Origin of the sequence: Marinovum sp. PR37, from assembly GCF_028807375.1 — a bacterium.
GTDB lineage: Bacteria > Pseudomonadota > Alphaproteobacteria > Rhodobacterales > Rhodobacteraceae > Marinovum > Marinovum algicola.
This window is the reverse complement of record NZ_JARAML010000002.1, coordinates 72,541-98,437: the sequence shown is the minus strand read 5'-3', so window position 1 is coordinate 98,437 and position 25,897 is coordinate 72,541. Positions and strand designations below refer to the sequence as shown.

Here is a 25,897-nt window from a genome sequence, read left to right as displayed (position 1 = left end):
TGTCCTTTTGGATGGGGTGCGGCGCGGGCGGGCGGCTAGTGCCCCTGCCCCGCGCCGGCCATGTCGGCCAGCATCCGGTCCTTGTCGAAACCGGGATAGGCATATTCCGAGACCGTCGCACCCTGGTAGAGGGTGAGCACGCGGTCGGCGAGCATGATGACCTCGTCGATTTCATACGACAGGATCAGGATGCCGACGCCGCGGCCGGCGAGGTCTTCGATAATGCGGTAGATGTCGGCCTTGGCGTGAACGTCGATGCCGCGCGTCGGCTCGAGCAGGATCAGCAGTTTCAGGTCCGGGTCGAGCCAGCGGGAAAAACAGATTTTCTGCTTGTTGCCCCCCGAGAGAAAGCGGATCTCCTGTTCCGGCGAGGAGGTCTTGGTCGAGGTGTCGCGGATCGCCTTGTCGACCAGCGCGTCGATCCGGCGGCCGTCAATCAATCCGGCCTTCACCGATTTCTCCAGATAGGGCAGCGCGATGTTGTCGCGCACGGAGAGTGGCGGCAGGATGCCGTTCTTGTCGCGGTTTTCCGTCACCAGCCCCATGCCGTCGGCCACCGCCTGCGCCGGGCCGCGTCCGGGCTTCAATGGCTGGCCGAAATAGGAGATCTTGCCCGCGTAACTGCCGTCCAGCCCAAAGATCGCCTTGGCCAGTTCCGGGGCGCCGCAGCCGCGCAGCCCGGTCATCACCACAATCTCGCCTTCATGGACATTGAAGGAAATGTCCTCGTAGGCACCGGGATGGGTGAGGTTTTCCACCGTCAGGATGGTCTTGCCGGTGATCTCCTTGTGCGGTTTGACGAAATGGTCGAGCTCGGCGCCGGTCATCGACCGGATGACATGATCCTCGGACGAGGCGGCGGTGCGTTCCGACAGCACGATCACCCCGTCGCGCATCACCGTCACCTGTTCGGCAATGCTGAAGATCTCGGGCATGTGGTGCGAGATATAGATGATGGCGATGCCCTCTTCCTTCATCTTGCGGATGAAGTCGAACAGCATCTCCTTGTCCTCTTCCGACAACGCCGAAGTCGGCTCGTCCATCACGATCAGCCAGGCGTCCGACATCAGCGCGCGGATGATCTCGACGATCTGTTTTTCGCCCGAGTTCAGGTCGGCCACCTTGCGGTTGGGGTCGAGCGTCAGCCCAAAGCGATCAAGCTGGGCGCGCACCTGCCGCGCCATTTCACGCTTGTTGACGAAGGGCGTGGCGCCGTGGCGCAGCTCGCGGCCGAGGAAGATGTTGCCCGCCACGGTCAGCTCGTTGATCAGCGACAGCTCCTGGTGGATCATCGCGATGCCACGGTCTCCGGCGTCCGAGGGCGCGGCGATTTCGACCTTTGCGCCGTCGATCTCGATCACGCCTTCGTCTTTCTGATAGACGCCGCCGAGGATCTTCATCAGCGTCGATTTCCCGGCGCCGTTCAACCCCACAAGCGCATGCACCTCGCCCGCCACGCAGGTAAAATTCACGTTGTCGAGGGCGCGGGTGGCGAAAAAGCTCTTGCCGATGCCCTTCATGTCGAGCCGTTTGGTCATTGCGCGTTCCTCCGCTGTACCAGCGTGTCGAGCAGCACCACGCCCAGCAGGATCATCCCCTTGATCAGGCTCTGCAAATAGGGATTGGTGCCGGTCAGTACGAGGCCGTTGATGATGATGCCGTAGAGCAGGACGCCGAGGATTGTGCCGAGCAGCCGCCCGCGACCGCCAAAGAGCGAGGTGCCGCCAAGGATCACCGCGGTGATGGCGTCGAATTCGAGGTAGAGCCCCGCCCAGGGCTGCCCCGAGGAGACGCGGCCGACGGTGATGATGGCCGAGAGGCCCGCCAATGCGCCCGAGAGGACATAGACCCAGACCAAGGTGCGTTCCGGCCGGCGGCCCAGCACGAAGGCGGTGTTGATATTCGACCCGGCGGCATAGACATCGCGGCCGAAAGTGGACTTGTAGAGCAGCACCGAGAGCGCGACGAAAACCAGTGCGACAAAGGGGATGACCACCGGCATGTTGCCCCAGCTCACCCCGCCCAGCCAGAGGAAGGCGGCGTCGGAGACATTGATCGAATCCGCATTATAGATCACCAGCGCCATGCCCCGGGCCAGCGCGTAGGTCGCCAGCGTCACCATGAAGGCCGAAAGCCTCAGCCGCCCGATGAAAACGCCGTTGATCGCGCCGATCGCCATGCCGGCGGCGACGGCGGCGGCAAACCCGATGGGGGCCGAACCGGTGGCGGTCAGCGCCACCACGCCCACCCCGCCGGAAAAGGCGACGTTGGAGCCGACCGAAAGGTCGATGCCGCCGGTCAGCATGATGAAGGTCATGCCCATCGACAGCAGGAACAGCACCGCAATGGAGCGCAGCAGGATGCCGATATTGGCCAGCGAATAGAAATTTTCGTTGGCGATGCCGAAGCCCACCGAGGCGATGACGATCAGCAGGATCAGGAACAGGTAGCGCTGGGTCAGGCTGTCGAGCTTGAAGCCCGGCCGTGACGGCGTCGTGGCGGTGGCTGTGGTCATGGTCTCTCCTCCCCGGAAGGGGACGGCCCCGGCTGGGGGCCGCCCCGGTCGTGTCGTTACTTCACCGAATCTGGGCCGAACTCGAGATAGCCCTTGGCGGCCACGTCGAGCGCCTGATCGACGTAATAGACCTGCACGTCCTCGGGAAAGCCGTTCGCCAGTGCCAGCTTGTGGTTCTCTTCGCTCATCACCAGCGGGGTGAAGAAGTCATAGACCTTGTCCGGCGTCTCGCCCTTGTGGATGCGATAGGCCATCTGCACGAAGTTCCAGCCCTCGCGGGTGCCCGACAGCAGGATATCGGCCTTGACCGGCCCGTCCTGCATCTGTTGCAGGATCGGGATGTCGCCGTCATAGCCAAAGAACTCCAGGTCCTTGCCCGAGTTGGTGGCGATGGCAATCGAGGGGTACATATACGCGTCGGTCACGCCCGAGATGGCATCGAGGTCCGGATATTGCGTCATCCAGTTCTCGGCAATCGACTGCGCCTTGACGGTGTCCCAGTCGGCGGGCTGTTCGGCCACCACCTCGACATTGTCGCACGAGGCGATACCCTTCATGATGCCTTCGCGCCGCGCCTCGCCCGACGGGTTGCCCGCCTGCCCCAGCATCACGGCCACCTTGTAGGCCTCGCCGCCCGACAGCGCGCACATCGCCATGCCCTGATTGGTGCCATTGGCCACGTCGCCCAGGGTAAAGCTGTAGTCCGCGCTTTCCATCGGCGAATGCACGGCGATCCAGGTGATGCCCGCCTCCTGCGCCTTCGCCACCAGCGGCTCGAACGCATCGACGTTGATGGCGTTGACGAACATCACATCGGGCTTTTCGTTGATCGTCACTTCGGTCTGCTGGATCATCTTTTCCAGCGAGCCTTCAGCCGAGAGCCAACGGCCGGTGATCTCGATGTCCTCGAAGGCGTCGTCATAGGCTTCGATGGCGTCCTCGAACCCCGAGAGCCAGGCGACGTGATAGGGCGCGACATGGCCATCGTTGATGAACACGATGTCGAGCTTGCCTTCGTCGGCCAGCGCGCCGCCGGCCAGCCCCGTGGCCAGCGCAAGCGTGCTGGCGAATGTCCGTTTGAAAGTCATCTGTAGTCTCCTCCTTGTTGATTGGTCTTTGGTAATTTCGCGGGTCAATGCGCCTCGACCTGCCGCGACTGCCAGAGCAGCCAGTTGGCCCCCAGCGCGGCCAGAATGACCGCCCCCTTGAACACCTGGTGCCAGACGTCCTCGACGTTGAGCAGGTTGAGCGCGTTGTTGATGACGCCGATGAACAGCAGGCCCCAGAAAGCGCCGCCAATGGTGCCGCGCCCGCCCAGGATCAGCGTGCCGCCGATGATGATCGCGGCGATGCCGTCGAGCAGCAGGCCGTTGCCGTCCAGCCCCGGCTGCACGAACCCCATGCGCGAGGACAGGACGATCCCCGCCAGCCCGCTGCACAGTGCCGAGAACATGAACACCCCGATCTTGACCCGGTCGACATCGATGCCGGCGAGGCGGGCGTTTTCCTCGGAATTGCCGATGGCGATCACATAGGCGCCCCAGCGGGTGTGGTTGTAGACCACATAGGCCAGCACGAAGAGCGCCACGAGGAACAGGAACGACCAGTAGAGCCCCATGAACTTGCCGGCGCCAATGAAGCGGAAGAAATCGCCCATCAGGAAAATCTGTTGCCCGCGCGGGATGATCAGGCCCGAAAGCCCCTGCGCGCTGAACAGCATGGCGAGCGTGACGATGAAGGCCGGTAACTTGAGCTTGGCCACCAGCACCCCGTTGAAGAAGCCCAGCGCCAGCGAGCAGACGATCACCGCGACAATCCCGAGGGCGACGCCGCCCGTGAGGCCGAAGAACACGCCCAAAACGATGGCAAAGAGCACCGATCCCATGCCCATCGACAGGTCGATATTGCCCGAGACCACGACAAAATACTGCCCCAGCGCGATCAGCCCGATGGGCACGATCTGGCGCGAGATGGCCGACATGTTGTCGAGGCTCAGAAAGCGCGGGCTGATCAGATAGAACAGCACACAGAGCGCGAGGGTCACGAAGATGATGTTCCTTTCGCGCAGCAGTCGTCCGAAGTTGGGCATATCTGTCATCCTTCTCATAGCCGCCCCAGCACCATCTCGGCGCAGCGGTCGCCCAGCACCATGGCGGGCGCATTGGTGTTGCCGGCAGGAATGTCGGGCACGGCGGACATGTCGCAGACGCGCAGCCCCTCGACGCCCCGCACCCTCATGCGCGCATCGAGCACCGCCATCGGATCGCCATCGGCGCCCATTTTCGCGGTGCCGGCGGGGTGGAAATTGGTCTTGACCACGCGGCGGCAATGGTCGCGCAGCGCCGCGTCGGAATAGTCTGTGGGCGCCACGACCTCGGCAATCCGGTCGGCCAGCGGCGACTGGTTCATGGTCTCGCGGAAATAGCGCAACCCCTTGACCATCTCGTCCATGTCGCGTTCGTCCGACAGGAAGTTGGGGTTCACCAGCGGCATGTCGTCGGGGTTGGCAGAGGCCAGCTTCACGTCGCCGGTGGACTGCGGCTTGAGCAGCACCATCTGGATCGAGACGCCGTAATCCTCGGGGATGGTCCTGGCCTGCGCGTCATTGAGATACATCACCGGGATGCAGTAGGCCTCATGCGTGGGCAGCGCCTCGGGATCGGTTGGGTTGACGAAACAGGCGGCCTCGAGCCCGGTGGTGGTGATGCGGCCCCGGCCGAAGAGTTTGAACTCCATGCCGTTGCGCAGCATGTTCCAGCCGCGATCCTGCTTGAAATAGCCGTAGTTTCCATTCGCCCGCGCGACGATCGAGACGTCGGGGTGATCCTGAAGGTTCCGGCCGATGCCCGGAATGTCCTGCACCACGTCGATGTCATGGTCGCGCAGGTGATCCGCTGGGCCCAGCCCCGAGAGCATCAGCAGCTTCGGCGTGATCAGCGCCCCCGCCGAAAGGATCACCTCGCCCGCGCAGCGCGCGGTGTGCTCGGTGCCGGATTTGTCGCGATAGACCACACCCACCGCGCGGCCATCCTGGATCAACACGCGCTGTACCGTGCTTCGCAGGCGGATCGTCAGCTTCGGGTTGTTCTTGATCGGATCAAGAAAGGCATAGGCCGCCGAAACCCGTTGGCCCCGATCATAGGTAAACTGGAAGAACCCGGCGCCGCGCTGGCTCTTGCCGTTGAAATCCGGGTTGAACGGCTCGCCCTGCGCCTGAAGCGCCTGCACGAACCATCGCGCCATATCGTCGATATGCCCCGGGTCCGAGACCGTCAGCGGCCCGTCGCAGCCATGCAGATCGTCGTTGAACTTGCGGTTGCCTTCGAGCCGCTTGAAATGCGGCAACACCGCCTCCCAGTCCCAGTGCACCGCGTCATTGTTCCCGCGCAGCGCCGCGTGCCAGGCGTCGTAATCCTGCGGCCGGCCGCGCACATAGGCCTGACCGTTCACGGTAGAGCCCCCGCCCAGCACGTTGCCCTGCGGGATCTCGGTCTGGCGCCCGCCAAGCTGGGACTGCGGGGTGGATTTGTGGGTGCGAAAAAACTTGGAGCCGTTCTTGAGCAGCTTGAACACCCCCGGCGGCATGTCGAGCAGAGGATGGCGATGGTGATACCCGCCTTCGAGCAGCAGCACCTTGGCGCCTCCCTCGATCAGCCGTGCGGTGGCCACGCTGCCCGCCGATCCCCCGCCGATCACGATATGATCGAAAGTCTCCATCATCCTCCCTCCCCAAGAAAGTCGCACTCCCCTCAATTTTGGTAATACCAAAATATGGAAAACTTGTGCCAAACGTCCGACATTCTGTCAATAGCCGTCGGTTTCGATATCTTTTGTAAGACTAAATAGATTTTCCTGTCAGGCCCTCTCCCAGCAACAATATCTTGCCGAAGGCCTTGCCGGCCGTCATATACGCCAGCGCGGCCCCGGTCTGATCAAGCGGGTATTCCGCGGCCGTCAGTGCCTCGAAATTCACCGCGCCGGATTCGATCAGCTGCACCGCTTCCTCGAATTCGCGGTTGAACTGAAAGGAGCCGCAAAGCTCGATTTCCTTGAGCATCACCAGATGCAGCATCACCCGGGCCTCACGCAGCTGGATATTCGACAGGATCGATACCCGGCCCTTCTGGCGCACTGCCTTGAGCGCGGTATTGAAGGCCGGGATCGCGCCCGAGGCCTCGACCACCACGTCAAAGCGTTTCTCGATGTCGGCGTCCGAAATCCGGTCGGCCAGAAGCCCCTCGCCGGCGCCGGCCTTGCGCGCGACCTCGACCGCACCGGGCCGCAGATCGAGCGCCGTGACTTGCGCGCCCCGTGCCGCCGCGCCGGCAATCGCCAGGAGCCCCATCGGCCCGCAGCCCGTCACCAGCACCTTGTCCCCCGCGCCCACGCCGCCCTTGTTCAGCGCGTGCAGCGCACAGGCCATCGGCTCGGCAAAGGTCAGGTGGCGCGGGTTCACATCTTCGGCCACCGGGCGGCAGCAGCGCGCCGGGTGATCGATCACATCGCGGAAAAAGCCGTCCAGATGCGGAACGGTGGTGGCCGATCCGGGGAATTTCTTGGCGGTGCAGAGGTTTTCCTCGCCCCGCTTGCAGGGATCGCAGCTCTGGCAATTCATGATCGGGTTGAGCGCAACGAGCTGGCCCCTGCGCAGTCTCGATCCGTTCGGATCCTCCACCCAGGCGCAGGCTTCGTGGCCCAGAGTCACCGGATTGTGCAGCTCGAACCCGGCATTGGCGAAATGCGCGTAGTAATGCAGATCGGTGCCACAGAGGCTGGCAACCGCAAGGCGCAGGCGGACATGGCCGTCTGCGATCTCTTCGGGCGGCGATTGGGGGCCGGTGGCAACGCTTTCGGCGGCGGTCAGGCGGGTCTGGACAAAGCTCATGACGGTTCCTTCAAAATCCGATGGCATAGCCGCCGTCGACCGGCAGATTGACGCCGTTGACATAGGCCGCCTGGTCTGAGGCGAGATAAAAGATGGCATTGGCCACATCCTCGGGCTGGCCAAAGCTGTGGGTTGGGATGCGGCTTTCGATCCTGTCGCGGCGCGCCGGGTCTTTCGCCAGCACGGCGCGGGTCATGTCGGTATCGATGAAACCCGGGCTGACGGCATTGCAGCGGATGCCAAACTGCGCCGCATCCACCGCGACGGAACGGGTCAGCCCGACAACGGCGGTCTTGGCGGTCACATAGGCCGCGGCCGAGGGCAGCGCCATGATCCCGCCCATCGACGAGACGTTGACGATGGCGCCGCCGCTGTCCTGATGCAGGCTGACATAGCGCCCGCAGGCCGCGAACATGGCGCGCACGTTGATGTCGAGCACCTGGTCGAGCGCCTCCGGCGGCACCTCCCAGATCGGCTTCTTGAAATGCACGCCGGCGTTGTTAACCAGCGCCGCGATCGGGCCGGCGCCGGCATGGATCGCAGCCAGCCAATCAGCCGCCCGGTCGGCGGCAATGTCGCATTCGTGGAAATGCGCCCCCTGCCCCAGCGCGTCAAAATCGGCCCGGCTCCGGGCCACCACATGCACCTCGAACCCGGCTTGCAGGAAACGCCGCGACTGGCTGAGGCCCAGCCCCTTGTTTCCCCCGGTGATGACGGCAATCGGCATGGCTCAGGCCTCACAAAAATGATGGTGATAGAGTTGGTTGATCCGCGCGAGGAACTGCTCCTCGGGGATCGCCCTGCGAAAGAAATCCGGCATGATCGCACAGACCTCGTCGACAAAATCCAGAAACCAGATGTCGCGCGGCCTGGTCCAGGCGTTGTCGATGGTGTGAAAGCCGCCCTTGAAGAAACCGGCAACCGCCGGGTTTTCCGCCTGCGCCAACCAGGTGTGGCGGTTGGCGGGTTGGCCATTGTTGTCCAGGTAGACGCCGGATTGCACCTCGGGCGAAGTGATCCATTGCGCGAAACCGATAGCGGCCTCGGGGTGCCGCGTCTTGGCGGACACGCCGATCCCGGCGCCCCCGAGGATGCTGCGCGCGCGGGAATGCCCGGCGCAGAGCGGCAGATCGAAATAGCCCACGGGATGCGGGCGAAATCCGGGGCGGGCGTAGTTGACGTATCCGAACAGGCAGGGCGACAGGGCGAAATCATCGGTGGTCGAGAGCACCTCCAGCGCGCCGATCGGGTTCATGTCGACCTGCTCATCCGGCCCGAGATTGTAGAGCGCGCGCAGAACCCCGAGCGCATAGAGTCCATTGTCGTCAGAGACGAAATGCGCCGGGCCCACCGGCATCACCGCACCCCCGCGCCCGGCGACAAGCGTCATCAGCATGTCGAAGGCATCGACCGGCAGCAGCGGCGTCAGCGGACGGAAGCGCGCGGCCTCCCCGCTCAGGAAATCCTCCCAGTGGCGCGGCAGATCGGGGCCCAAATCGGGGCGATAGGCCGCCATCTGGCAGGCCGCATCCACCGCATAGGCCCAGCATTTTCCGTTCCAGAAATAGCTCTCTGCCGACCCACCCAGCGAGGCCGAGGCATCTTGTGGCATCGGCAGCGACAGCAGCGCGCCGGTTTCGGCAATCTGGCCGACGTGCGGATGGTCGAGCACGATGAAATCGTAGCGCTCCGCCATCTCGGCAATCGGCGCATCGGCAAAGGCCTGAAGCGACCGCTTGTCCCAGGCGATCTCGACGCCGGTCTCAGCGCGAAACACTTCTGACGCGGCGACAACCGGGTCGAAGCCCCGCGGATGATCCCAGGTCATGCCCCTCAATTTCATGCGCTTGCCCTCCCGATTCTGCGGCTTGCCTTCTTGCTTGCCGAATCCGGATTCTATTTTCAAGTATCAAAATTACTTCTAAATTTGAAATTCCTGTGTTATCCCAGACTCGGAAACGGCGCAGACACTGCCGCCGACCACCGAATCGGAGGAGGAAAATTCATGACTTTTCAACTTATTGGCCGCGCTTCCCGCCTGATCGGCATTGCCGGCCTCGCCCTGGCCCCCTTGGCGGCCGGAGCGGCGGAATACACCTTTCGGCTTGCCCATGTGACCTCGGACAAGGAGCCGATCCAGCAGGCGATGGAAGAATTCGCAAAGAACGTGGAGACCCGCACCGACGGCGCGGTTGCGATCCAGATCTTTGCCAATGCGCAGCTCGGATCGAACCCGGAAGTCTTTGAGCAGATCCGCGCAGGCGCGCCGATCATCTCGATCTCCGACCCCGGCTATCTCAGCGATTTCGTGCCCGATTTCGGCGTTCTGGGCGGGCCCTACCTGATGGATGATCCCCGCGATTTCACCAAAATCGTGGAAAGCGATCTCTATGCCGAGATGAAGGACCGGCTGCGCAGCGAATCCGGCATCGAACTGCTGTCGCTCAACTGGCTGTTCGGCGCGCGCCACATGCTGGCCGACAAGGCGATCTCCAGCCCCGCGGACACCGAAGGCATGACCTTCCGCACCCCGCCCAACATCATGTGGGTGGAAACCTTCAACGCCATGGGTGCGCGCCCGACGCAGGTCGCCTGGGGTGAGGTCTATTCGGCGCTGTCCGCCGGCGTGGTCGATGGCGCCGAGGCGCCCCTGCCCTCGATCCACGGCGCCAAGCTGCACGAGACCAAGAAAACCATCTCGCTCACCGGCCATTTCAAGGGCTTCACCGGGCTGATGATGAACGCCGATCTCTTCGCCTCGTTGCCCGAGGACATCCAGATCGTGCTGGACGAAGAGGCCAACAAGGCCGGTGTCTTCATGACCGACGTTATGCTGAACTCGGAAGAAGAGTGGATTTCCAAGCTCGAGGCCGAAGGCGTCACATTCAACCGCGACGTCGACATCGCGGCCTTCCAGGACGCCACGGCCGAAGTCTATACCAAGTTCCCGGACTGGTCCGAAGGCCTGTACGACCGCGTGCGCGCGATCCTCGACAACTGAGGAAGGCCCCCGGTCCGGGCCAGATGCGGCCCGGGCCAACCAAGGGAGGAGAGATCATGCAGAACCTTGCCAAATGGGTCCGGCGGGCCGAGAATCTGGTGTCCTTCACGGCGCTGGCGGTGCTGACCGGCTCGGTGCTCTGGGGTGTTTTGACGCGCTACGTCACCGAACGCCCGGCGGTCTGGACAACCGAGCTCTCCGGCATCCTTTTTACCTGGGTGGTCTTTATCGGCGCGATGACCGCCCATCAGGAAGGGCGGCACATCCGGGTGACCCTGCTGATCGATCTCCTGCCCGCTGCGGCCCGGCGCGCGCTGCGCAAGCTGGCCGACGGGCTGGTGCTGGCCTTTCTCGCCTATGCCGCCTGGCTGAGCTTTGTCATGATGCAGAAGGGCGCGACGCGGCCCTCGCCGGTGCTCGATATTCCGTTCTCCTGGGTCTACCTCGCCACGCTGCTCGCCTTTGTCGGCATGTCGCTGACCTCGGCCCTGCGGCTGCTGGGCCTGATGGACCCGCCGCCGGTCGACGCGCTGGAGGATGTGGTATGAGCCTCGCGCCCGTCCTGATCCTGCTGCTCGGCATCGCCATCGGCATTCCCGTCGCCTTCGCCATCGGCATGGCGGGGCTCTCCTTCTTCCTGATTTCCGGCGCCATGCCGCCCGAGATCTTCATCCAGCGCATTGTCGCCGTCACCCATTCCTTTCCGCTGCTGGCGGTGCCGCTGTTTGTCATGACCGGCGTCGTGATGAACTACGCCGGCATCACCAGCCGCATGATGAGCTTCGCCGAGGCGATGACCGGCCATTGGAAAGGCGGGCTGGCGCAGGTCAACGTACTGCTCTCGACGCTGTTGGGCGGTGTCTCGGGCTCGGCCAATGCCGATGCGGCGATGCAGTCCAAGGTTCTGGTGCCCGAGATGACGAAGCGCGGCTATGACCCGGCATTTTCTACCGCCGTCACCGCGTCCTCCTCGATCATCTCGGTGATCATTCCGCCGGGGATCGGGCTGATCCTTTATGGCTTCATGGGCGATGTGTCGATCGGGCGGCTGTTTCTCGCCGGGATCGTGCCGGGGGTACTGATCTGCGCCGCGATGACGGGCGCGGTGGCCCTGCGCGCCCGCCAACTCGACCTGCAACCGGCGTATGAGGCGCCCCTGCCCTGGGCCGGCCGCGGCCGCGCCTTTCGCGGCGCCTTCCTGGCGCTGCTGGTGCCGGTGGGCATCGTGCTGGGCATCCGGCTGGGTTATTTCACGCCGACCGAGGCCGGCGCGATGGCGGTGCTTTTCGCGGTCGTCGTCGGGCTGGTGCATGGCGACCTGAAGCTTTCCCACATTCGCCCGATCCTTGAGCAGACGATGCAGGCGACGGCGGTGATCCTGCTGATCATCTGCGCCGCCAACGCCTTTGGCTTCTACATGACATGGGAGCGGATCCCGGCGCAGGTCGCCGAGGCGATGCTGGCCCTGACCCAGAACCCGCTGCTGCTGCTCCTGCTGATCAACCTGCTGCTGGTGCTTGCGGGCATGTTCATCGAAGGCTCGGCCGCGCTGATCCTGCTGACGCCGATTCTGGTGCCGGTGATCACCAAGGTCGGCATCGATCCGGTGCATTTCGGTGTCGTCATGGTGTTCAACCTGACCGTCGCCGGCGTCACCCCGCCGCTCGGCACGCTGATGTTCACCACCTGCTCGATCACCGGGGTGCGGATCGCCGATTTCATCCGCGCCTGCGCCCCCTTCTACCTGGTGCTTTTCGGGATGCTCTTCGTGCTCACCTATCTTCCGCAGCTCTCGCTCTGGCTGCCCAACCTGCAATTCGACGGAGGCCCGCAATGACTCAGGACACCGACGGCAGCGTGGATTTCACCCACGACGGACATGTCGCCGAGATCACGCTGAACCGCCCCGCCAAGCACAACGCGCTGACGCCGCAGATGTATCGCCAGATCGGCCAATGCTGCGCCGAGGCGAACGAGACCGCCGCCGTTCATGTGGTGATCTTTCGCGGCGCGGGCGACCGCGCCTTCTGCGCCGGTTCCGATATCAAGGCGCTGGAGGGCTATGAGGATTTCTGGGCCTGGCGCAACCGCCTCGATTACATCCCGCCGATCCTGTCGCTGCGCAAGCCCGCCATCGCGGCGGTCAAGGGCTGGGCCCTGGGCGGCGGGCTGGAAATCGCGCTGGCCTGCGACCTGCGCGTGGTGGCCCGCTCGGCGATCTTTGCCGCGCCCGAGGTGCGGCTCGGCTGGAATGGCGCCGGCGGCGCCGCGCAGCATCTGACGCGGATGTGCGGCCAGGGCCAGGCGATGCGGCTGCTGCTGACCGGGGATCGCTTCGACGCCGAAGAAGCGGCGCGGATCGGCATGGTCGAATACCTCGTCGCACCGGGCGAAGAGCTGGACAGCGCCCGCGCCATCGCCGGCCAGATCGCGGGACACGCGCCGCACGCCACCCAGGGCGTCAAGGCGGCGGTGCGCGGGGCGATGGATCTGAGTCTGGAACAGGGGCTGCGCAACGAAAATGAACTGATGTCCCTCTGTTTCGCCAAGGCGGAACAGGCCAAGATGCGCGCCAGGCAATCAGGGGACACCAGATGAACAAACCTGCGGCAAATGACGCGACCAAGAAAGCCAAATCCTCGGTTCCGGCGGTGGAAAAGGCGCTCGACGTGCTGGAACTGCTGACCGACCGGTCGGGCGGCCTGACGATGAACGAGATCGTCGATGCGCTGGGCCGGACCATGGGCGAAATCTATCGCGTCGTGGTCTATCTCACCGAACGCGGCTACCTGCATCAGGATCCGCGCACCAGCCGTTATGCGCTGACGCTGAAACTGTTCGAGCTGTCGCACCGACACGACCCGACCGAACGGCTGATCCATGCCGCCCTGCCGCTGCTGGAACGGATTGCCGCGCGCACCAGCCAATCCTGTCATCTCGGTGTCCTAAACCGCGACAACGTCCTTGTGCTCACCTCGGTGCAAAGCCCCCTGCCCGCCGGCTATGCGGTGCGCACCGGCGCCTTGTTTCCGGTCAGCCAGACCAGCTCCGGCCATGTGATCCTCGCCTTCTCGCCCGAGGACGTGCAGGACCGCCACATCGCCCGCCAGCCCGAAGACCAACGCGCGGCGCTGGCCCGGCGCCTCGCCCGCATCCGCCAGAACGGCTTCGAGGATACGCCCAGCACGATGATCACCGGCGTGCGCAACCTCTGCGTGCCGGTCTTTGACACGCGCGGCGTCACCGCCGCCATTACCTCGGGGTTCATCGGCCAGGTGGGCGACGCGCCCAGCGCCGAAGACGCCCTCGCCACAATTCGCCTCACCGCGCTCGAACTGTCGCGCTCGCTGGGCTTTCTGCCCGACGCCAGCCCATTCGGCGCCGCACTTACCTCATGACACAAAGGACCTGACCCATGACCGATCTTCCGCTCTCCGGCCTGCGCGTGCTGGATTTCGCGCAATTCCTTGCCGGCCCGGTGGCGGCGCTGCGGCTGGCCGACCTGGGGGCGGAGGTGATCAAGATCGAACGGCCCCAGGGCGGCGATCTGTGTCGGTCGATGGTAGTCAACGATCAACGGCTGGACGGCGACAGCCTGGTGTTTCACACCTTCAACCGGGGCAAAAAAAGCGTCACCGCCGACCTCAAGAGACCCGAGGATCTGGCCGACGTGCGCAGGCTGATCGAAACCGCCGACGTGATGATCCACAACTTCCGTCCCGGCGTGATGGAGCGGATCGGGCTGGGCTATGACGCGGTCGAGACCCTCAACCCGCGACTGGTCTATGGCGCGGTCTCGGGCTATGGCGCCGAGGGTCCGTGGAAGGACAAGCCGGGACAGGACCTGCTGGTGCAGGCGCTGTCCGGGATTGCCTGGCTCAACGGCAATGACGGTGACGGGCCGGTGCCGACCGGCTTTGCCATGCTCGACGTGGCGACGGCGGGGCAGTTGGTGCAGGGCATCCTTGCCTGTCTGGTGCGGCGCGGGGTCAGCGGCAGAGGCGGGCTGGTCGAAGTCGATCTGATGTCGGCGGCGATCGACATGACCTTCGAGCAGTTCACCTGTTTCCTCAATGACGACAGCGGCCAGCCGCGCCGCCACGCGCAGGGCAACGCCAACCCCTATCAGCCCGCGCCTTACGGTGTGTACCGGACCGCCGATGGCCACATGGCGCTGGCCATGGCACCTCTGGCCAAGCTGGCGGAGCTGCTCGCCTGCCCCGAGATCGCGGCCTTCGGACAGGCGCAGGCCTTTGCTCGGCTCGACGAGATCAAGTCGGTGGTGGCCGGCGTTCTCGCGACGCAACCGACGAAGCATTGGCTCGACATTCTCGAACCGGCCGGGCTGTGGTGCGCCCCGGTTCTCGACTGGCCCGCCTTTGCCGCGACCCCGGGTTTCGCGGCGCTCGATCCGGTGCAGGTGATCCGAACCGAAGGCGGTGCCGACGCCAAGACCACCCGCTGCCCGATCCGCATCGACGGCCGGATGCTGCGCAACCCCGTGGCCGCGCCGGCGCTGGGCGCCGACACCGACGCGGTGTTCGGCAGCCTTGTCGCCGCAGCCCGGGCATGAGGCCGCTCGATGGCGTGACGGTGGTGGATTTCAGCCAGTTCCTGGCCGGTCCCTATGCCGCGCTGCGGCTGCTCGATCTCGGCGCGCGGGTGATCAAGGTGGAAAACCCCGACCGTGGCGATCTCTGTCGTCATCACTATGTGTCCGCGACCCGCGTCGAAGGCGACAGCACGCTGTTTCACGCCATCAACCGTGGCAAGGAAAGCCTGACCCTCGACCTCAAGAGCGCCGACGGACAGGAGGCGGCGCAAAGGCTTGTCGCCGGGGCCGATGTGGTGATCCAGAATTTTCGCCCCGGCGTGATCGACCGGCTGGGCCTCGGCTATGAGACGGCGCAGGCCCTGCGGCCGGGGCTCGTCTACGGCTCGATTTCCGGCTACGGCGAGACCGGCGATTGGGCCGGGCTGCCGGGGCAGGATCTGCTGGCGCAGGCGCGCAGCGGGCTGATGTGGCTGAGCGGCGACCGGGGCCAGGGTCCGGTGCCGGTGGGGCTGCCGATTGCCGATATCACCGCCGGTGCCTGTCTGGCGCAGGGGCTGCTCGCCGCGCTTTTTCGGCAGGCTCGCAGCGGCGAGGGCACCCATGTGCAGACCAGCCTGCTGGAAGCGCTGATCGACCTGCAATTCGAATTCCTGACCACCTGGATGAGCAACGGCCAGACCCCGCCGCGCCGGATGCGCCAGGGGTCGGCGCATGGCTATCTCGCCGCGCCTTACGGGGTCTACGACACCGCGGAGGGCTGGCTGGCGCTGGCCATGACACCGCTGCCGGTGCTGACCGAGGCGCTGGGCCGGCCGGCGCTGACGGCAGAGCTGGACGGGATGGACGGCTTCGCCGACCGCGAGGCGATCCGCACAGCGGTGCAGGCGGTTTTCGCCACCGGCCGGGCGGCGGACTGGGAAGCGGAGCTTGCGGCCAAGGGCATCTGGTGCGCCCGGGTCCGTACCTGGGAGGACATGATCGCCGAGGGCGGCCCGGCGGTGACCGGAATGCTGCGGCCCGGAGCGGAACTGGCCCGCGTTGCGGCGCCGTTCCGGCTCGACGGTCAGCGCCCAGAGCCTGCCCGGCGCGGCCCGGCACTGAACGAACACGGGCAAAAACTGGCCGCGGAGTTCGGGTTCAGCGCCGCGGTCGCGACAGGCTAATGCGCCGCGACGTTCTTCATCCCCAGCGCCCGGATCTGCTGTGACATCTGCACGAAGGAGCCGTCGACATGCTTGCGGATCACGGTATCCGCGCGGGCCGGATCATTGGCGCGCAGGGCGACGATCAATTCGTCATGTTCCTTCTTGATCGCCTCGAACCGCGCCGGTGAAATCCGCAGCCGGGCCGCCTGGACGTTGAGCGTGGTGCGCAGGTTGCGCCAGATCTCGGCCGCTGTCTGGTTGTAATGCCCCCGGCAGAAAATCTCGTGAAACTGAAAGTCGAGCTTGCGAAAGGTCCGCTGCTCGGAATGCGGCAGCTCGTGGATCCTGGCCTGGATGCCCTCCAGCTCGTCCAGCAGATCGGGCGGCGCGTAATCGGCGAACCAATTGACGAAATACGGCTCGAGCATTTGCAGGACCTCGAAGATGTTCTGGATCGATCCGGCATCGGTGGGTCGGATCGTGGCGCCGCGGTTGGGATGGATCTCGACAAACCCTTCACCCTGCATCCGGCGCAGAACCTCGCGCACCGGGCTGGTGCTGGTGCCATAGCGCTCGGCGATCTCGGAGACCTTCAGCCGCTGGCCACCGGCCAGACGGCCATCATAGATGTCATCGAGGATCGCATCGTAGAGCGGGAGTTCCGCGGTATCGTCGCCGGTTTTCATGATAATGTCATACTCTTTGGATCAAGCGCCATCATAACGGTCTGCCCCGCCCTGTTCCAGTGGGGCGGGGCCCTTGCTGTCAGATCTCTCCCGCATAGTGGCACAGCACATCGGCGCCGGCGCTGGACTTTGCCGGCGGCCGAGTCTCGCGGCAGAGATCGGTGGCGTGCGGGCAGCGCGGGCTGAAGCGGCAGCCCTTTGGCGGCACGCCGACATCGACCGGCTCGGGTTTGCCGGAGCGACGGCCGCGCTGGCGCGGATCGGCCACCGGCACCGCTTGAAGCAGCGCGCGGGTATAGGGGTGCTGGGGGTTTTCGAACAGGGTTCTTGTGTCGGCCACCTCGACGAACTGGCCGCGATACATCACCGCCACCCGGTCGCAGATATGTTCCACCACGGCCAGGTCATGGGCGATGAACAGAAAGGTCAGCGCGAATTCCTCCTGCAAATCCTGCAACAAGTTCAGCGTCTGCGCCTGGATCGACACGTCCAGCGCCGAAACCGCCTCGTCGGCGACCACCAGCTCGGGGTGCGTCGACAGCGCCCGGGCAATGCCCAGTCGCTGGCGCTGGCCGCCGGAAAACGCGTTGGGATAGCGGTGCATGAATTCCTTGCGCAGCCCGACGTTCTCCAGAAGCTCGGCCACGCGCGCGTTCAGCGCCTTGCCTTTCAGCCCTTCGGTTTTTTGCAGCGCCTGGCCCACCACGTCGATCACCCGCAGGCGCGGGTTGAGCGAGGCCTGCGGATCCTGAAAGATCATCCGCACCTTGCGCCAGACCTGCCGCATCTGCTCCAGCGGCGCATTGGCCAGCTCGACCTCGCCACCCTCTTTCGGCAGGAAGCGGATGCTGCCGGAGCTCGGGTCCAGAACCCGCAGGATGCAGCGGCCGAGCGTCGTCTTGCCGCTGCCCGACTCGCCGACGATGCCGAAGGTCTCGCCGCGCCGCACCTCGAAGGAGACGGAATCCACCGCGACAAAGCCCTGCACCGGGTCCGAGAACCAGCCGCCCTTGCTGCCGCCGAATGACATCGTGAGGTCCTTGACCTCGAGTATGGCCTCAGACATTGGCATGCGCCTCCTCTTCGTGCAGGAAACAGGCCACCTGCCCCGGCCCATGCGGTTTCAGCAGCGGTTCGCGCAGGTCGCAGAAACCCTGCATGAAATGATCGCAGCGGGTGCGGAAGGTGCAGCCCGAGGGCCGCGCCAGCGGATGCGGAACCATGCCGCGAATGGCCGGCAGGCGGGCCCGTGCCGTCACCCCGATACGCGGCACGGAATCGAGCAGCGCCCGCGTATAGGGATGCTGCGGCGTCTCGAACAGCCCGTAGACATCCGATTTCTCGACGATCTTGCCCATGTACATCACCGCCACGTCATCGGCCACTTCGGCCACCACGCCCAGATCATGGGTGATCAGCATCACCGCCATCTGGAATTCCTCTTTCAGCTCGGCGATCAGGTCGAGGATCTGCGCCTGCGTCGTCACGTCGAGCGCCGTGGTCGGCTCGTCCGCGATCAACAGGCGGGGCTGGCAGCTCAGCGCCATGGCGATCATCGCCCTTTGCCGCATGCCACCGGAGAGCTCGAAGGGATAGGCCTCGAACCGCTCGGCCGGACGCGGGATGCCGACGCGGGCCAACATGTCGATCGCCTCTTCGCGGGCCTCGGACTTTGAAACGTCGCGGTGCAGGCGGATGGTCTCGGTGATCTGCTTGCCGATCTTCTGGATCGGGCCAAGCGAGGACATCGGCTCCTGAAAGATCATCGCGATGTCGCTGCCCCGGATCGAGCGCAGCTCCTTTGATCCCGCCCGGGCGCGCGCCAGATCGACCGTGCGGCCATCGGCGGAATGATAAAGGATGCTGCCGCCGGTGATCCGGCCCGGCGCATCGACGATGCGCAGGATCGATCGCGCCATGATCGACTTGCCGCAACCGCTCTCGCCCAGAAGGCAGAGGGTGCGGTTGGGCAGGATGTCGAGATCGACGCCCTCGACCGCCTTGACCAACCCGTCATCGGTGAAGAAGTGGGTTTTCAGGCCCTTGATCTCGACCAGGGGTTTTGCGGAGGTGTCAGTGTGCATAGGGATCTGCGGCATCGCGAAGGCCGTCTCCTAGAAAGTTGAGGGCAAGCACGGTGATCACGATCACCGAACCGGGCGCGATCAGAAGCCAGGGCGCCTCGATGATGGTGCGGATGTTCTGTGCCTCTTTCAGCAAAGTGCCCCAGGACACGATGGGCGGTTGCAGCCCGATGCCGAGGAACGACAGCGAGGTTTCCGCCAGGATCATCAGCGGCACCGCAAGGGTGAGCGAGGCGATGATATGGCTGGCGAAACTGGGCACCAGATGCTTGCGGATCACCTCCCAGTCCGACAGCCCGTCAAGCCGCGCCGCGATGACGAAATCCTCGTGTCTGAGCGACAGGAACTTGCCGCGCACCTCGCGCGCCAGCGTTGTCCAGCCGATCATCGACACGATCAGCGTCACCACGAAATAGGTGCGCAAGGGCGGCCAGTCGAGCGGGATGGCCGCCGCCAGCCCCATCCAGAGCGGGATCGTCGGGATCGAACGCAGGAACTCGATCAGCCGTTGGATGGCATTGTCGATCCAGCCACCGTAGTAGCCCGAGATGCCGCCCAGGCTGACGCCGACGACCAGCGAGACCGCCACGCCGACCAGACCGATCGACATGGAAATCCGCGTGCCCATGATGATCCGGCTCAGGATATCGCGACCCAGCCGGTCGGCGCCGAAGAAATAGACCCTTTGCCCGGGGTCCGTCGGGCCAAAGAAATGCCGGTTCGTCGGGATCAACCAGAGCAGCTTGTACTCGTACCCTTCGACAAAGAACCCCAGCGGGATCACCTTGGACGGATCTTCGACGAAATGCCGGCGCATCGCCTCGCGGTCGATCTCCATCTTCAGCCCGCGGGCATGCAGTTGAAAGTCGCGGCCGCCGTCCTCGCCCTCGGTGAAGAAATGGATGCCCTGCGGCGGCGCAAAGGGCGCGCGGGTGTTGGTGTCGAGGTAATTGGAGGGGGCCAGGAACTCGCCAAAGAGCGCGACGAAATAGATGAACCCCACGATATAGAGGCTGACCCAGGCGACCTTGTGCCGGCGGAACTGGCGCCACATCAGGGCCCAGGGCCCCAGGAGCGCCGGGGATTTCACGGATTCGGCCGCCTGAACTTCGGCTGCGGTATCGATGGCTGTCATTGGTAGCGTATCCTCGGGTCGACCCAGGCAAGAAGTACATCGGACAGAAGGGTGCCGATCACCGTCAGCAGGCTGACGATCAGGATCAGCGATCCGGCCAGGTACATGTCCTGCACCAGAAGCGCGCGCAGCAAGAGCGGGCCGGTGGTGGGCAGGTTCATCACCACGGCGACGATGATTTCGCCCGAGACAAGCGTGGGCAGGATCCATCCGATGGTCGAGATGAACGGGTTGAGCGCGACGCGCACCGGGTAGCGCATCAGAAGCTGGAATTCCGACATGCCCTTGGCGCGGGCGGTCACGACATAAGGCCGATAGAGCTCGTCCAGCAGGTTGGCGCGCATGATGCGGATCAGCGCCGCCGCGCCGGAGGTGCCGACGACAAAGACCGGCATCCAGATGTGTTTCAGCAGATCGACGAACTTGGCCCAGCTCCAGGGCTCGCCCAGGTATTCCGGGCTGACCAGACCGCCGACCGACTGGCCGAAATACTTGAAGGCGACATACATCATCACCAGCGCCAGCAGGAAATTCGGGATCGCGAGGCCGACAAAGCCGAAGAAGGTGGCGATGTAGTCGCCCACCGAATACTTGCACACCGCCGAATAGATGCCGATCGGCAGCGCCACCGCCCAGATGAACCCGAGCGTCAGCAGCGAGATGCCGAAGGTCCAGCCGAGCCGGTCCCAGATCACATCCGTCACCGGCAGGTTCTTTTCAAAGGAAATGCCGAAATCGCCTTCCAGCAGGATGCCGGTCATCCATTTCCAGTATTGCAGATACATCGGCTGGCCGAGGCCGTATTGCGCGCGCAGCTGTTCGACGACGGCGGTATTGTCGACGCCCGCTTCGCCCATCTCGGCGGCGAGGCTGTCGAGGTAGTCGCCCGGCGGAAGCTGGATGATGATAAAGGTCACGATGGAGACCAGGAAGACCGTCGGGATCATGTAGAGAACCCTTCGGAGGATGAAGCCACCCATGTCCGCTCCTTGCGTTTGAGTTCAAGTGGGGCGCCCGGAAGGGAGGATACCGGACGCCCCGTCACTGTACTTCGGATCAGGGCAGGTTGGTGCCACCTTCGAAGTACATCTGCGCGGTATAGGGTGCCGGGAACCAGAGCTGACCGGCGATCGGCAGCGGATCGGGCACGTTGCGCACATTGTTGCGGGCGATGCCGAAGACCGGGTCGTTCTGCACCATGCCGATGGTAAAGAACTGATCCGCAGCCATGTCGAGCACCTGCTGCATCAGCGCCTTCTGCTCTTCCGGCGTGGCCGCGGCGCGGACCTGCCGATAGGTCTCGAAGATGTCCTTGACCTCCTGCGGCGGTTCTTCACCGGTGGACGGATCGACACCCCAGGCCGCCCATTCCCGGGCCCAGCTCACCGAGTTCGAGATCGTCGGCACGTAGCAGATCGGCGAGGTATAGGCATCCGCCTGCCCGCCCGAACAATTCCACAGATAGGCGTCGAAATCGTTCGAGGTGTGCAATTCGATCAGCCGCGACCGGTCGGTGGCGCGGATCTGGAAGTCGAGCCCCACGTCCCGCGCATAGCCGGCAATCAGCTCCATCGCGTCGGGATATTGCAGGCCAAACACATCGGCGACCAGGAAGATCAGCGAGAAACGCTCGCCGTCCGGGCCAAGGCGGAAGCCTTCGGCATCCTTCTCGGGCAGCACCTTGTCGAGATATTCATTGGCTTTCTCGACGTCATATTCGGTGTACTGCTTGACGTATTCCTCCTTGTAGAGCTCGGTGCCTTCACGCGGCGCGGTCTGGGCCGCCTCGCCCGCCCCGAAGTAGAGCAGATCGATCACCTCCTGCCGGTTCATCGCGTGGCTGACGCCGATGCGGAAATCCTTGTTGTTGATCACCTCGCGTTTCACCGGATCGGTGTGGTTGAGGTTCATCATCAGGATCATGATGTTGGCCGGAAGATCGCCGACGTCGAAGAACCCGTATTTGCCGCGTTCCATGTTGTCGGTCAGCGAAGCCTTGTTCGACGGCCGGCCGAGGTGGCGCAGCATATAGTCGATCTCGCCGTTGAAGGCCTTGAGCAGGATGGTTTCCACATCCTCGACCTGATCATAGGTGATCCGGTCCATGTAGGGCAGTTGCTGCCCTTCGCTGTCGACCTTGTAGTAATAGGGATTGCGCTCGGCGACCACGCGGTCGGTGGCGCCATAGGCATTGGTCAGATGCCAGGCATGCAGCGTCGGACGATCCGGGTTCTGCCAGAAAAGCGGCGTGTCCATCGGCCCGGCCTTGAGGTTGAACAGCTGTTTCCAGTCCGCCGCCGCCGGCTCGGCATCGACCAGCGCTTGCAGGTCGTCATTGTATTTCGCATGGAACTGGCTGAGGTAGTGTTTCGGATAGGCGGTCGGGTGATAACCGAAACCATAGGCCAGCGCTTGCAGGAACAGCCCGTTGGGCGCGCCGAAATCGAATTCGACGGTGACGTCGTCGATCTTGCGCACGGTGACCGGGCCGGCCGGACCGATGAAGGTGCTGTCCTTGTTCGGCGTCAGATCGGTGTTGGTAAAGACATCCTCGTACCAGAACATGATGTCATCGGCGGTAAAGGGCGCGCCATCCGACCATTTCATCCCGTCGCGCAGGTGGAAGGTGAACTTCGAGGCGTCGTCGGAGACATCCCAGGACTTGGCGATATTGGGCCGCACCTCGGACCAGTCGGGGGACCAGCGCACCATGTTGTCGCTGCCGATGGTGCGCACCATGTTGTGCTGATCGCCGCCGCCGAGGATGGCGCGACGCAGGGTGCCGCCGTATTCGCCGGGGCCTTCGATGGTGTCCATCACCAGCGGTTCCGCCGGCAGGCGTTCGTCCACCGGCGGCAGTTCGCCGGCAGAAACCTTTTCGTCCAGAACCGGCGCCTGCTCATAGGCCGCGGCGTGGCTGGCGACGGCCATTGCAAGCGCGCTGGCGAGCGTGGTCCATTTCCATCTGTTTTTCATTGGTCTTTCTCCTCCTCCGTTGAAGTGTATCACCAGTTGGTGACAGAGCCGTCCGGCCGCGTCAGATGCGGCGGTTCGACATGGGTGGGCCGGGATGCCCGGATCTTCTCTTCGTCGACCTCGACCCCCAGCCCCGGCCTGTCGGGCACCTTGTAGGTGATGCCGTCGAGCGGGATCTGAACCGGGAACAATTCGGGATCGTGGAAGCCGAGGCTTTCGGTCGGGCCCTGCCGGGTCTCTGCCCAGCTGAAGTTCGGGACCGCCGCGGCCATGTGGACCGTGGCCGCGGTGCAAACCGGGCCAAGTGGGTTGTGGGGCATCAGGTCGATGTAATGCTGCTCGCACCAGCCGGCGACCTTCATCGCCTCGGTAAAGCCGCCGATGTTGCAGATATCGAGCCGCATGTACTGGGTCAGCCCCTCTTCGATGTAAGGCGCGGCCTCCCATTTCGAGGCGAACTCCTCACCCACGGCAAAGGGGATATTGGTCATGCCGCGCAGGGTGCGATAGGCCTGCGGCGTCTGGCAGCGGATCGGCTCTTCGAGAAAATCCAGCGTGCCGGCCGGCAGGCGGTTGCAGAAATCCGCGGTCTCGGCGATCGACAGACGGTGGTGCAGATCGATCCCGAGGCAGAGGTCGGGGCCGAATTCCTCGCGCAGGGCGATCAGTTCCTTGGCGGCGCGGTTCAGGTTCTGGCGCGGGTCGAACACCGCGTCGCCGTCGAAATCACCGGTATAGATTCGCAGGCAGTCCCAGCCGGCATCGACCAGCACCCGCGCCTTTGCCAGAAGCTCGTCCATGTCCGGTGACTGACAGCTCGGAAAGGTCGGGATCTCGTCGCGCTGCTTGCCGCCGAGAAGCTGATAGACCGGCACGCCCAGCCGCTTGCCGAGGATGTCGTAAAGCGCGATGTCGATGGCCGACATGGCCGCGGTGAACACCCGCCCGCCTTCGAAATACTGGCTGCGGTAGGTTTCTTGCCAGATCCGCCCGATCTGGCGGGAATCCTTGCCCACCAGGAAATCGGCGAAATGGGCAATGGCGGCGGCCACCGCGCCCTCGCGGCAGGACAGGCCGGATTCCCCCCAGCCGTACAGGCCATCCTCGGTCGTCACCTTCACCAGAAGTTGGTTACGGATGCCGACACGGGCGTGAAGCGGTTCTATCGAGGCGATCTTGGTCATCTTGGTCCTTTTCAGTGCCAGCCGACGCGGGGCGCGGCGGGGATCATTGCGGGGCGGTCAATCGCGATTGTCGCGCAGAGCCGGTCGCGCATGGCGGCGGCTCCGGCATCGTCCCAGAGGTTGGTCATTTCGTGGGGATCGGCGGCGAGATCATAAAGTTCGCCCGCCCCGCTATTGAGGTCGACCGAGAGGCGGTGGCTGCGAGACCGCACCGTGCGCAGATCGAGATCGACGCCGCTGCGGGTGGCATCCACCTCCCATTCGTTGTGCGCCACTTCGCGCGCGCCGCCCTGCATCACGTCGGTGAGTGATGTTCCGTCATCGGCGGAGGCGCTCAGCCCGCAAAGCTCGGCCAGGGTGGCGCGGAGGTCGAGGGTCGAGACCGGCGCATCAAAGCGCCCCCGCGTGACCCCCGGCCCGGCCATCACCAGCGGCACCCGCAGCAGACCGTCATAGAGCATCGGCCCCTTCAAGAGCAGGCCGTGATCGCCCAGCCATTCGCCGTGATCCGAAGTGAAGATCACGATGGTGTTCTCGAGCCGACCCGAGGCCTCGAGGTGATCGAGGATGCGCCCGACCTGCATGTCGATGGCGGCGATCATGCCGTAGTAGACCGCGATCACGTCGCGCAGATCTTTGTCCTGCAAGGCATCGTCGTTGCCCCAATACGGCTGGTCGCCGGCATGCGGCCGCTTCTGGTTGCGTCGCGCCGGGCTTTCGAGAAAGGCGCGGTGCCACCAGGGCCGCCGGTCGAGATCGAGCGCCCGGTGCGGCGGCAGATCGACCTCGGCCGGGTCGTACATCGTCGCCCAGGGCGCCGCCGCCAGGAAAGGCGGATGCGGATCGGGAAAGGAGATCCAGGACATCAGCGGCCGGTCGCGGTCTTCCTCGAGCATGTCGATGGCCCGGTCGCCGACCCAGGCGGTGGAGAACCACTCCTCCGACAGCGCCGAGCGCCAGACCTGCTTGTGCTCGGTCAGCGGCGGCACCCGGTCCTTGGCCTGCGCCCAGCGGTCGCCGCCCCTGCCGTCCTGGTCGAGGAAATTTTCGTAGTGCAGCGTATACGGCCGGTCCTTCCAGCCGCAGTGATGGTGCGGCCTGAGCGTGAGATCGACCCGTTCGAAGCCCATGTACGGCCCGGCCCAATCGCCGTCGTAATCCGCGACCGAGCTGTAGCATTCCGCGGCGCCGGTCGGCGCAAAGGTCTCATGTGTCGAAAGATGCGCCTTGCCGATGAAGCGGGTGTCATAGCCGGCGCGGGCAAACAGTCCGCCCAGCCCCTCTTCGGCAAGCGCCGGATCGAGGTTGCGGCCATTGTCGCGCACGCCGTGGCTGTAGGGCAGCTTACCGGTCAGGATCGAGGCGCGGGCTGGCTGGCACATCGGATGCGGCGTGATGCAGGTATCGAACCGTGCGCCGCGACCGGCGATCCGGTCGATGTTCGGGGTGCGCACCTGGCGGCCGGCGCCGCCGATGCAGTCGCCGCGCTGCTGATCGGTTGTGATCAAGAGGATGTCGGGCGTGCAGCTCACAGGGCGACCCCCAAGCAGACACACTCTCTCTGTTCGGCCAAGGCCGGTGCAACGCCGTTCATCTCTTCCTCCCGGGATTCGGTGTTCCCCCGGGTTAATAGTTATATGAAGATTTCCAGATAGTCGACGATTTTATTGTGTTCATCGCTCTAAATTTCAAAAACCCTCGACAAACGTAAAAGCCGCCCCGAAGTGGGGC

At 64.5% G+C, this 25,897-nt stretch carries 23 protein-coding genes; 7 read left to right on the top strand and 16 right to left on the bottom strand.

Annotated features, from left to right (window positions below):
- Positions 1-35 precede the first annotated feature (35 nt).
- The 8 genes from PVW49_RS02045 to PVW49_RS02010 form a co-directional block, all read right to left on the bottom strand.
- A complete protein-coding gene (locus tag PVW49_RS02045; RefSeq protein WP_274589768.1) occupies positions 36-1,538 on the bottom strand; it encodes a sugar ABC transporter ATP-binding protein in 1,503 nt (500 codons plus the stop codon).
- Complete coding sequence (locus PVW49_RS02040; RefSeq protein ID WP_274565593.1) at positions 1,535-2,515, bottom strand: ABC transporter permease; 981 nt, start codon at positions 2,513-2,515, stop codon at positions 1,535-1,537. Before PVW49_RS02040 ends, PVW49_RS02045 begins: the two co-directional genes overlap by 4 nt.
- 56 nt (positions 2,516-2,571) lie before the next feature.
- Positions 2,572-3,603: a sugar ABC transporter substrate-binding protein gene (locus PVW49_RS02035; protein WP_074834497.1), complete on the bottom strand. Its 1,032-nt coding sequence runs from the start codon at positions 3,601-3,603 to the stop codon at positions 2,572-2,574.
- A gap of 44 nt (positions 3,604-3,647) precedes the next feature.
- Positions 3,648-4,604 carry an ABC transporter permease gene (locus tag PVW49_RS02030; protein WP_274565595.1) on the bottom strand — a complete coding sequence of 319 codons (957 nt, stop codon included), beginning with the start codon at positions 4,602-4,604 and terminating at the stop codon, positions 3,648-3,650.
- A 14-nt stretch (positions 4,605-4,618) separates the two neighbouring features.
- Positions 4,619-6,232, bottom strand: a complete 1,614-nt coding sequence (locus tag PVW49_RS02025; RefSeq protein WP_274589767.1) for a GMC family oxidoreductase — start codon at positions 6,230-6,232, stop codon at positions 4,619-4,621.
- Positions 6,233-6,353: 121 nt separating this feature from the next.
- The gene (locus PVW49_RS02020; RefSeq protein ID WP_274589766.1) at positions 6,354-7,400 is read right to left on the bottom strand and encodes a zinc-binding dehydrogenase; all 1,047 of its coding nucleotides are present in this window, start codon (positions 7,398-7,400) and stop codon (positions 6,354-6,356) included.
- Between the two features lie 10 nt (positions 7,401-7,410).
- Entirely contained in the window at positions 7,411-8,127 is a 717-nt protein-coding gene (locus tag PVW49_RS02015; RefSeq protein ID WP_274589765.1) for an SDR family NAD(P)-dependent oxidoreductase, read from the bottom strand.
- A gap of 3 nt (positions 8,128-8,130) precedes the next feature.
- Positions 8,131-9,243 (bottom strand): extracellular solute-binding protein, encoded by a 1,113-nt coding sequence (locus PVW49_RS02010; protein WP_274589764.1) that lies wholly within the window; start codon positions 9,241-9,243, stop codon positions 8,131-8,133.
- A 162-nt stretch (positions 9,244-9,405) separates the two neighbouring features.
- Between PVW49_RS02010 and PVW49_RS02005 the strand changes: the two genes are divergently transcribed.
- From PVW49_RS02005 to PVW49_RS01975, 7 genes are read left to right on the top strand one after another with little or no spacing between them, the layout of a single operon-like run.
- Positions 9,406-10,401, top strand: a complete 996-nt coding sequence (locus PVW49_RS02005) for a C4-dicarboxylate TRAP transporter substrate-binding protein (protein ID WP_083415911.1) — start codon at positions 9,406-9,408, stop codon at positions 10,399-10,401.
- 56 nt (positions 10,402-10,457) lie between these two features.
- The gene (locus PVW49_RS02000; protein ID WP_048530090.1) at positions 10,458-10,949 is read left to right on the top strand and encodes a TRAP transporter small permease; all 492 of its coding nucleotides are present in this window, start codon (positions 10,458-10,460) and stop codon (positions 10,947-10,949) included.
- A complete protein-coding gene (locus PVW49_RS01995) occupies positions 10,946-12,238 on the top strand; it encodes a TRAP transporter large permease (RefSeq protein WP_274589763.1) in 1,293 nt (430 codons plus the stop codon). The genes PVW49_RS02000 and PVW49_RS01995 overlap by 4 nt, the downstream gene beginning before the upstream one ends.
- Positions 12,235-12,999: an enoyl-CoA hydratase/isomerase family protein gene (locus PVW49_RS01990; protein WP_074834488.1), complete on the top strand. Its 765-nt coding sequence runs from the start codon at positions 12,235-12,237 to the stop codon at positions 12,997-12,999. The genes PVW49_RS01995 and PVW49_RS01990 overlap by 4 nt, the downstream gene beginning before the upstream one ends.
- A complete protein-coding gene (locus PVW49_RS01985; RefSeq protein ID WP_048530085.1) occupies positions 12,996-13,799 on the top strand; it encodes an IclR family transcriptional regulator in 804 nt (267 codons plus the stop codon). Before PVW49_RS01990 ends, PVW49_RS01985 begins: the two co-directional genes overlap by 4 nt.
- A gap of 17 nt (positions 13,800-13,816) precedes the next feature.
- Positions 13,817-14,974, top strand: a complete 1,158-nt coding sequence (locus PVW49_RS01980) for a CaiB/BaiF CoA transferase family protein (RefSeq protein ID WP_274589762.1) — start codon at positions 13,817-13,819, stop codon at positions 14,972-14,974.
- The gene (locus PVW49_RS01975) at positions 14,971-16,119 is read left to right on the top strand and encodes a CaiB/BaiF CoA transferase family protein (RefSeq protein ID WP_274589761.1); all 1,149 of its coding nucleotides are present in this window, start codon (positions 14,971-14,973) and stop codon (positions 16,117-16,119) included. Before PVW49_RS01980 ends, PVW49_RS01975 begins: the two co-directional genes overlap by 4 nt.
- On the opposite strand, the gene PVW49_RS01970 is transcribed toward PVW49_RS01975, so the two are convergent.
- The 8 genes from PVW49_RS01970 to PVW49_RS01935 all read right to left on the bottom strand — a co-directional run bounded on the left by PVW49_RS01970 (position 16,116) and on the right by PVW49_RS01935 (position 25,698).
- Positions 16,116-16,787 carry a GntR family transcriptional regulator gene (locus PVW49_RS01970; protein ID WP_074834481.1) on the bottom strand — a complete coding sequence of 224 codons (672 nt, stop codon included), beginning with the start codon at positions 16,785-16,787 and terminating at the stop codon, positions 16,116-16,118. The two genes, PVW49_RS01975 and PVW49_RS01970, sit on opposite strands and share 4 nt — an antisense overlap.
- A 79-nt stretch (positions 16,788-16,866) precedes the next feature.
- Positions 16,867-17,853: an ABC transporter ATP-binding protein gene (locus tag PVW49_RS01965; RefSeq protein WP_083415910.1), complete on the bottom strand. Its 987-nt coding sequence runs from the start codon at positions 17,851-17,853 to the stop codon at positions 16,867-16,869.
- The gene (locus PVW49_RS01960; RefSeq protein WP_274589760.1) at positions 17,846-18,871 is read right to left on the bottom strand and encodes an ABC transporter ATP-binding protein; all 1,026 of its coding nucleotides are present in this window, start codon (positions 18,869-18,871) and stop codon (positions 17,846-17,848) included. The genes PVW49_RS01965 and PVW49_RS01960 overlap by 8 nt, the downstream gene beginning before the upstream one ends.
- Positions 18,861-20,006 (bottom strand): ABC transporter permease, encoded by a 1,146-nt coding sequence (locus PVW49_RS01955; protein WP_074834475.1) that lies wholly within the window; start codon positions 20,004-20,006, stop codon positions 18,861-18,863. The genes PVW49_RS01960 and PVW49_RS01955 overlap by 11 nt, the downstream gene beginning before the upstream one ends.
- Complete coding sequence (locus PVW49_RS01950) at positions 20,003-20,986, bottom strand: ABC transporter permease (protein ID WP_074834473.1); 984 nt, start codon at positions 20,984-20,986, stop codon at positions 20,003-20,005. The genes PVW49_RS01955 and PVW49_RS01950 overlap by 4 nt, the downstream gene beginning before the upstream one ends.
- 76 nt (positions 20,987-21,062) lie before the next feature.
- Complete coding sequence (locus tag PVW49_RS01945) at positions 21,063-22,982, bottom strand: ABC transporter substrate-binding protein (protein ID WP_274589759.1); 1,920 nt, start codon at positions 22,980-22,982, stop codon at positions 21,063-21,065.
- Positions 22,983-23,011: 29 nt separating this feature from the next.
- On the bottom strand, positions 23,012-24,166 hold the full coding sequence (locus PVW49_RS01940) for a mandelate racemase/muconate lactonizing enzyme family protein (protein ID WP_274589758.1): 1,155 nt from the start codon (positions 24,164-24,166) through the stop codon (positions 23,012-23,014).
- Between the two features lie 11 nt (positions 24,167-24,177).
- Positions 24,178-25,698, bottom strand: coding sequence for a sulfatase family protein (locus PVW49_RS01935; RefSeq protein WP_274589757.1), 1,521 nt, complete (start codon positions 25,696-25,698; stop codon positions 24,178-24,180).
- Between the last annotated feature and the right edge of the window lie 199 nt (positions 25,699-25,897).

Excerpts from the sequence above, each read along its gene's own strand:
- PVW49_RS02045 (WP_274589768.1), bottom strand. The coding sequence starts at position 1,538 with ATGACCAAACGGCTCGACATGAAGGGCATCGGCAAGAGCTTTTTCGCC.
- PVW49_RS02040 (WP_274565593.1), bottom strand. The coding sequence starts at position 2,515 with ATGACCACAGCCACCGCCACGACGCCGTCACGGCCGGGCTTCAAGCTC.
- PVW49_RS02035 (WP_074834497.1), bottom strand. The coding sequence starts at position 3,603 with ATGACTTTCAAACGGACATTCGCCAGCACGCTTGCGCTGGCCACGGGG.
- PVW49_RS02030 (WP_274565595.1), bottom strand. The coding sequence starts at position 4,604 with ATGCCCAACTTCGGACGACTGCTGCGCGAAAGGAACATCATCTTCGTG.
- PVW49_RS02025 (WP_274589767.1), bottom strand. The coding sequence starts at position 6,232 with ATGGAGACTTTCGATCATATCGTGATCGGCGGGGGATCGGCGGGCAGC.
- PVW49_RS02020 (WP_274589766.1), bottom strand. The coding sequence starts at position 7,400 with ATGAGCTTTGTCCAGACCCGCCTGACCGCCGCCGAAAGCGTTGCCACC.
- PVW49_RS02015 (WP_274589765.1), bottom strand. The coding sequence starts at position 8,127 with ATGCCGATTGCCGTCATCACCGGGGGAAACAAGGGGCTGGGCCTCAGC.
- PVW49_RS02010 (WP_274589764.1), bottom strand. The coding sequence starts at position 9,243 with ATGAAATTGAGGGGCATGACCTGGGATCATCCGCGGGGCTTCGACCCG.
- PVW49_RS02005 (WP_083415911.1), top strand. The coding sequence starts at position 9,406 with ATGACTTTTCAACTTATTGGCCGCGCTTCCCGCCTGATCGGCATTGCC.
- PVW49_RS02000 (WP_048530090.1), top strand. The coding sequence starts at position 10,458 with ATGCAGAACCTTGCCAAATGGGTCCGGCGGGCCGAGAATCTGGTGTCC.
- PVW49_RS01995 (WP_274589763.1), top strand. The coding sequence starts at position 10,946 with ATGAGCCTCGCGCCCGTCCTGATCCTGCTGCTCGGCATCGCCATCGGC.
- PVW49_RS01990 (WP_074834488.1), top strand. The coding sequence starts at position 12,235 with ATGACTCAGGACACCGACGGCAGCGTGGATTTCACCCACGACGGACAT.
- PVW49_RS01985 (WP_048530085.1), top strand. The coding sequence starts at position 12,996 with ATGAACAAACCTGCGGCAAATGACGCGACCAAGAAAGCCAAATCCTCG.
- PVW49_RS01980 (WP_274589762.1), top strand. The coding sequence starts at position 13,817 with ATGACCGATCTTCCGCTCTCCGGCCTGCGCGTGCTGGATTTCGCGCAA.
- PVW49_RS01975 (WP_274589761.1), top strand. The coding sequence starts at position 14,971 with ATGAGGCCGCTCGATGGCGTGACGGTGGTGGATTTCAGCCAGTTCCTG.
- PVW49_RS01970 (WP_074834481.1), bottom strand. The coding sequence starts at position 16,787 with ATGAAAACCGGCGACGATACCGCGGAACTCCCGCTCTACGATGCGATC.
- PVW49_RS01965 (WP_083415910.1), bottom strand. The coding sequence starts at position 17,853 with ATGTCTGAGGCCATACTCGAGGTCAAGGACCTCACGATGTCATTCGGC.
- PVW49_RS01960 (WP_274589760.1), bottom strand. The coding sequence starts at position 18,871 with ATGCACACTGACACCTCCGCAAAACCCCTGGTCGAGATCAAGGGCCTG.
- PVW49_RS01955 (WP_074834475.1), bottom strand. The coding sequence starts at position 20,006 with ATGACAGCCATCGATACCGCAGCCGAAGTTCAGGCGGCCGAATCCGTG.
- PVW49_RS01950 (WP_074834473.1), bottom strand. The coding sequence starts at position 20,986 with ATGGGTGGCTTCATCCTCCGAAGGGTTCTCTACATGATCCCGACGGTC.
- PVW49_RS01945 (WP_274589759.1), bottom strand. The coding sequence starts at position 22,982 with ATGAAAAACAGATGGAAATGGACCACGCTCGCCAGCGCGCTTGCAATG.
- PVW49_RS01940 (WP_274589758.1), bottom strand. The coding sequence starts at position 24,166 with ATGACCAAGATCGCCTCGATAGAACCGCTTCACGCCCGTGTCGGCATC.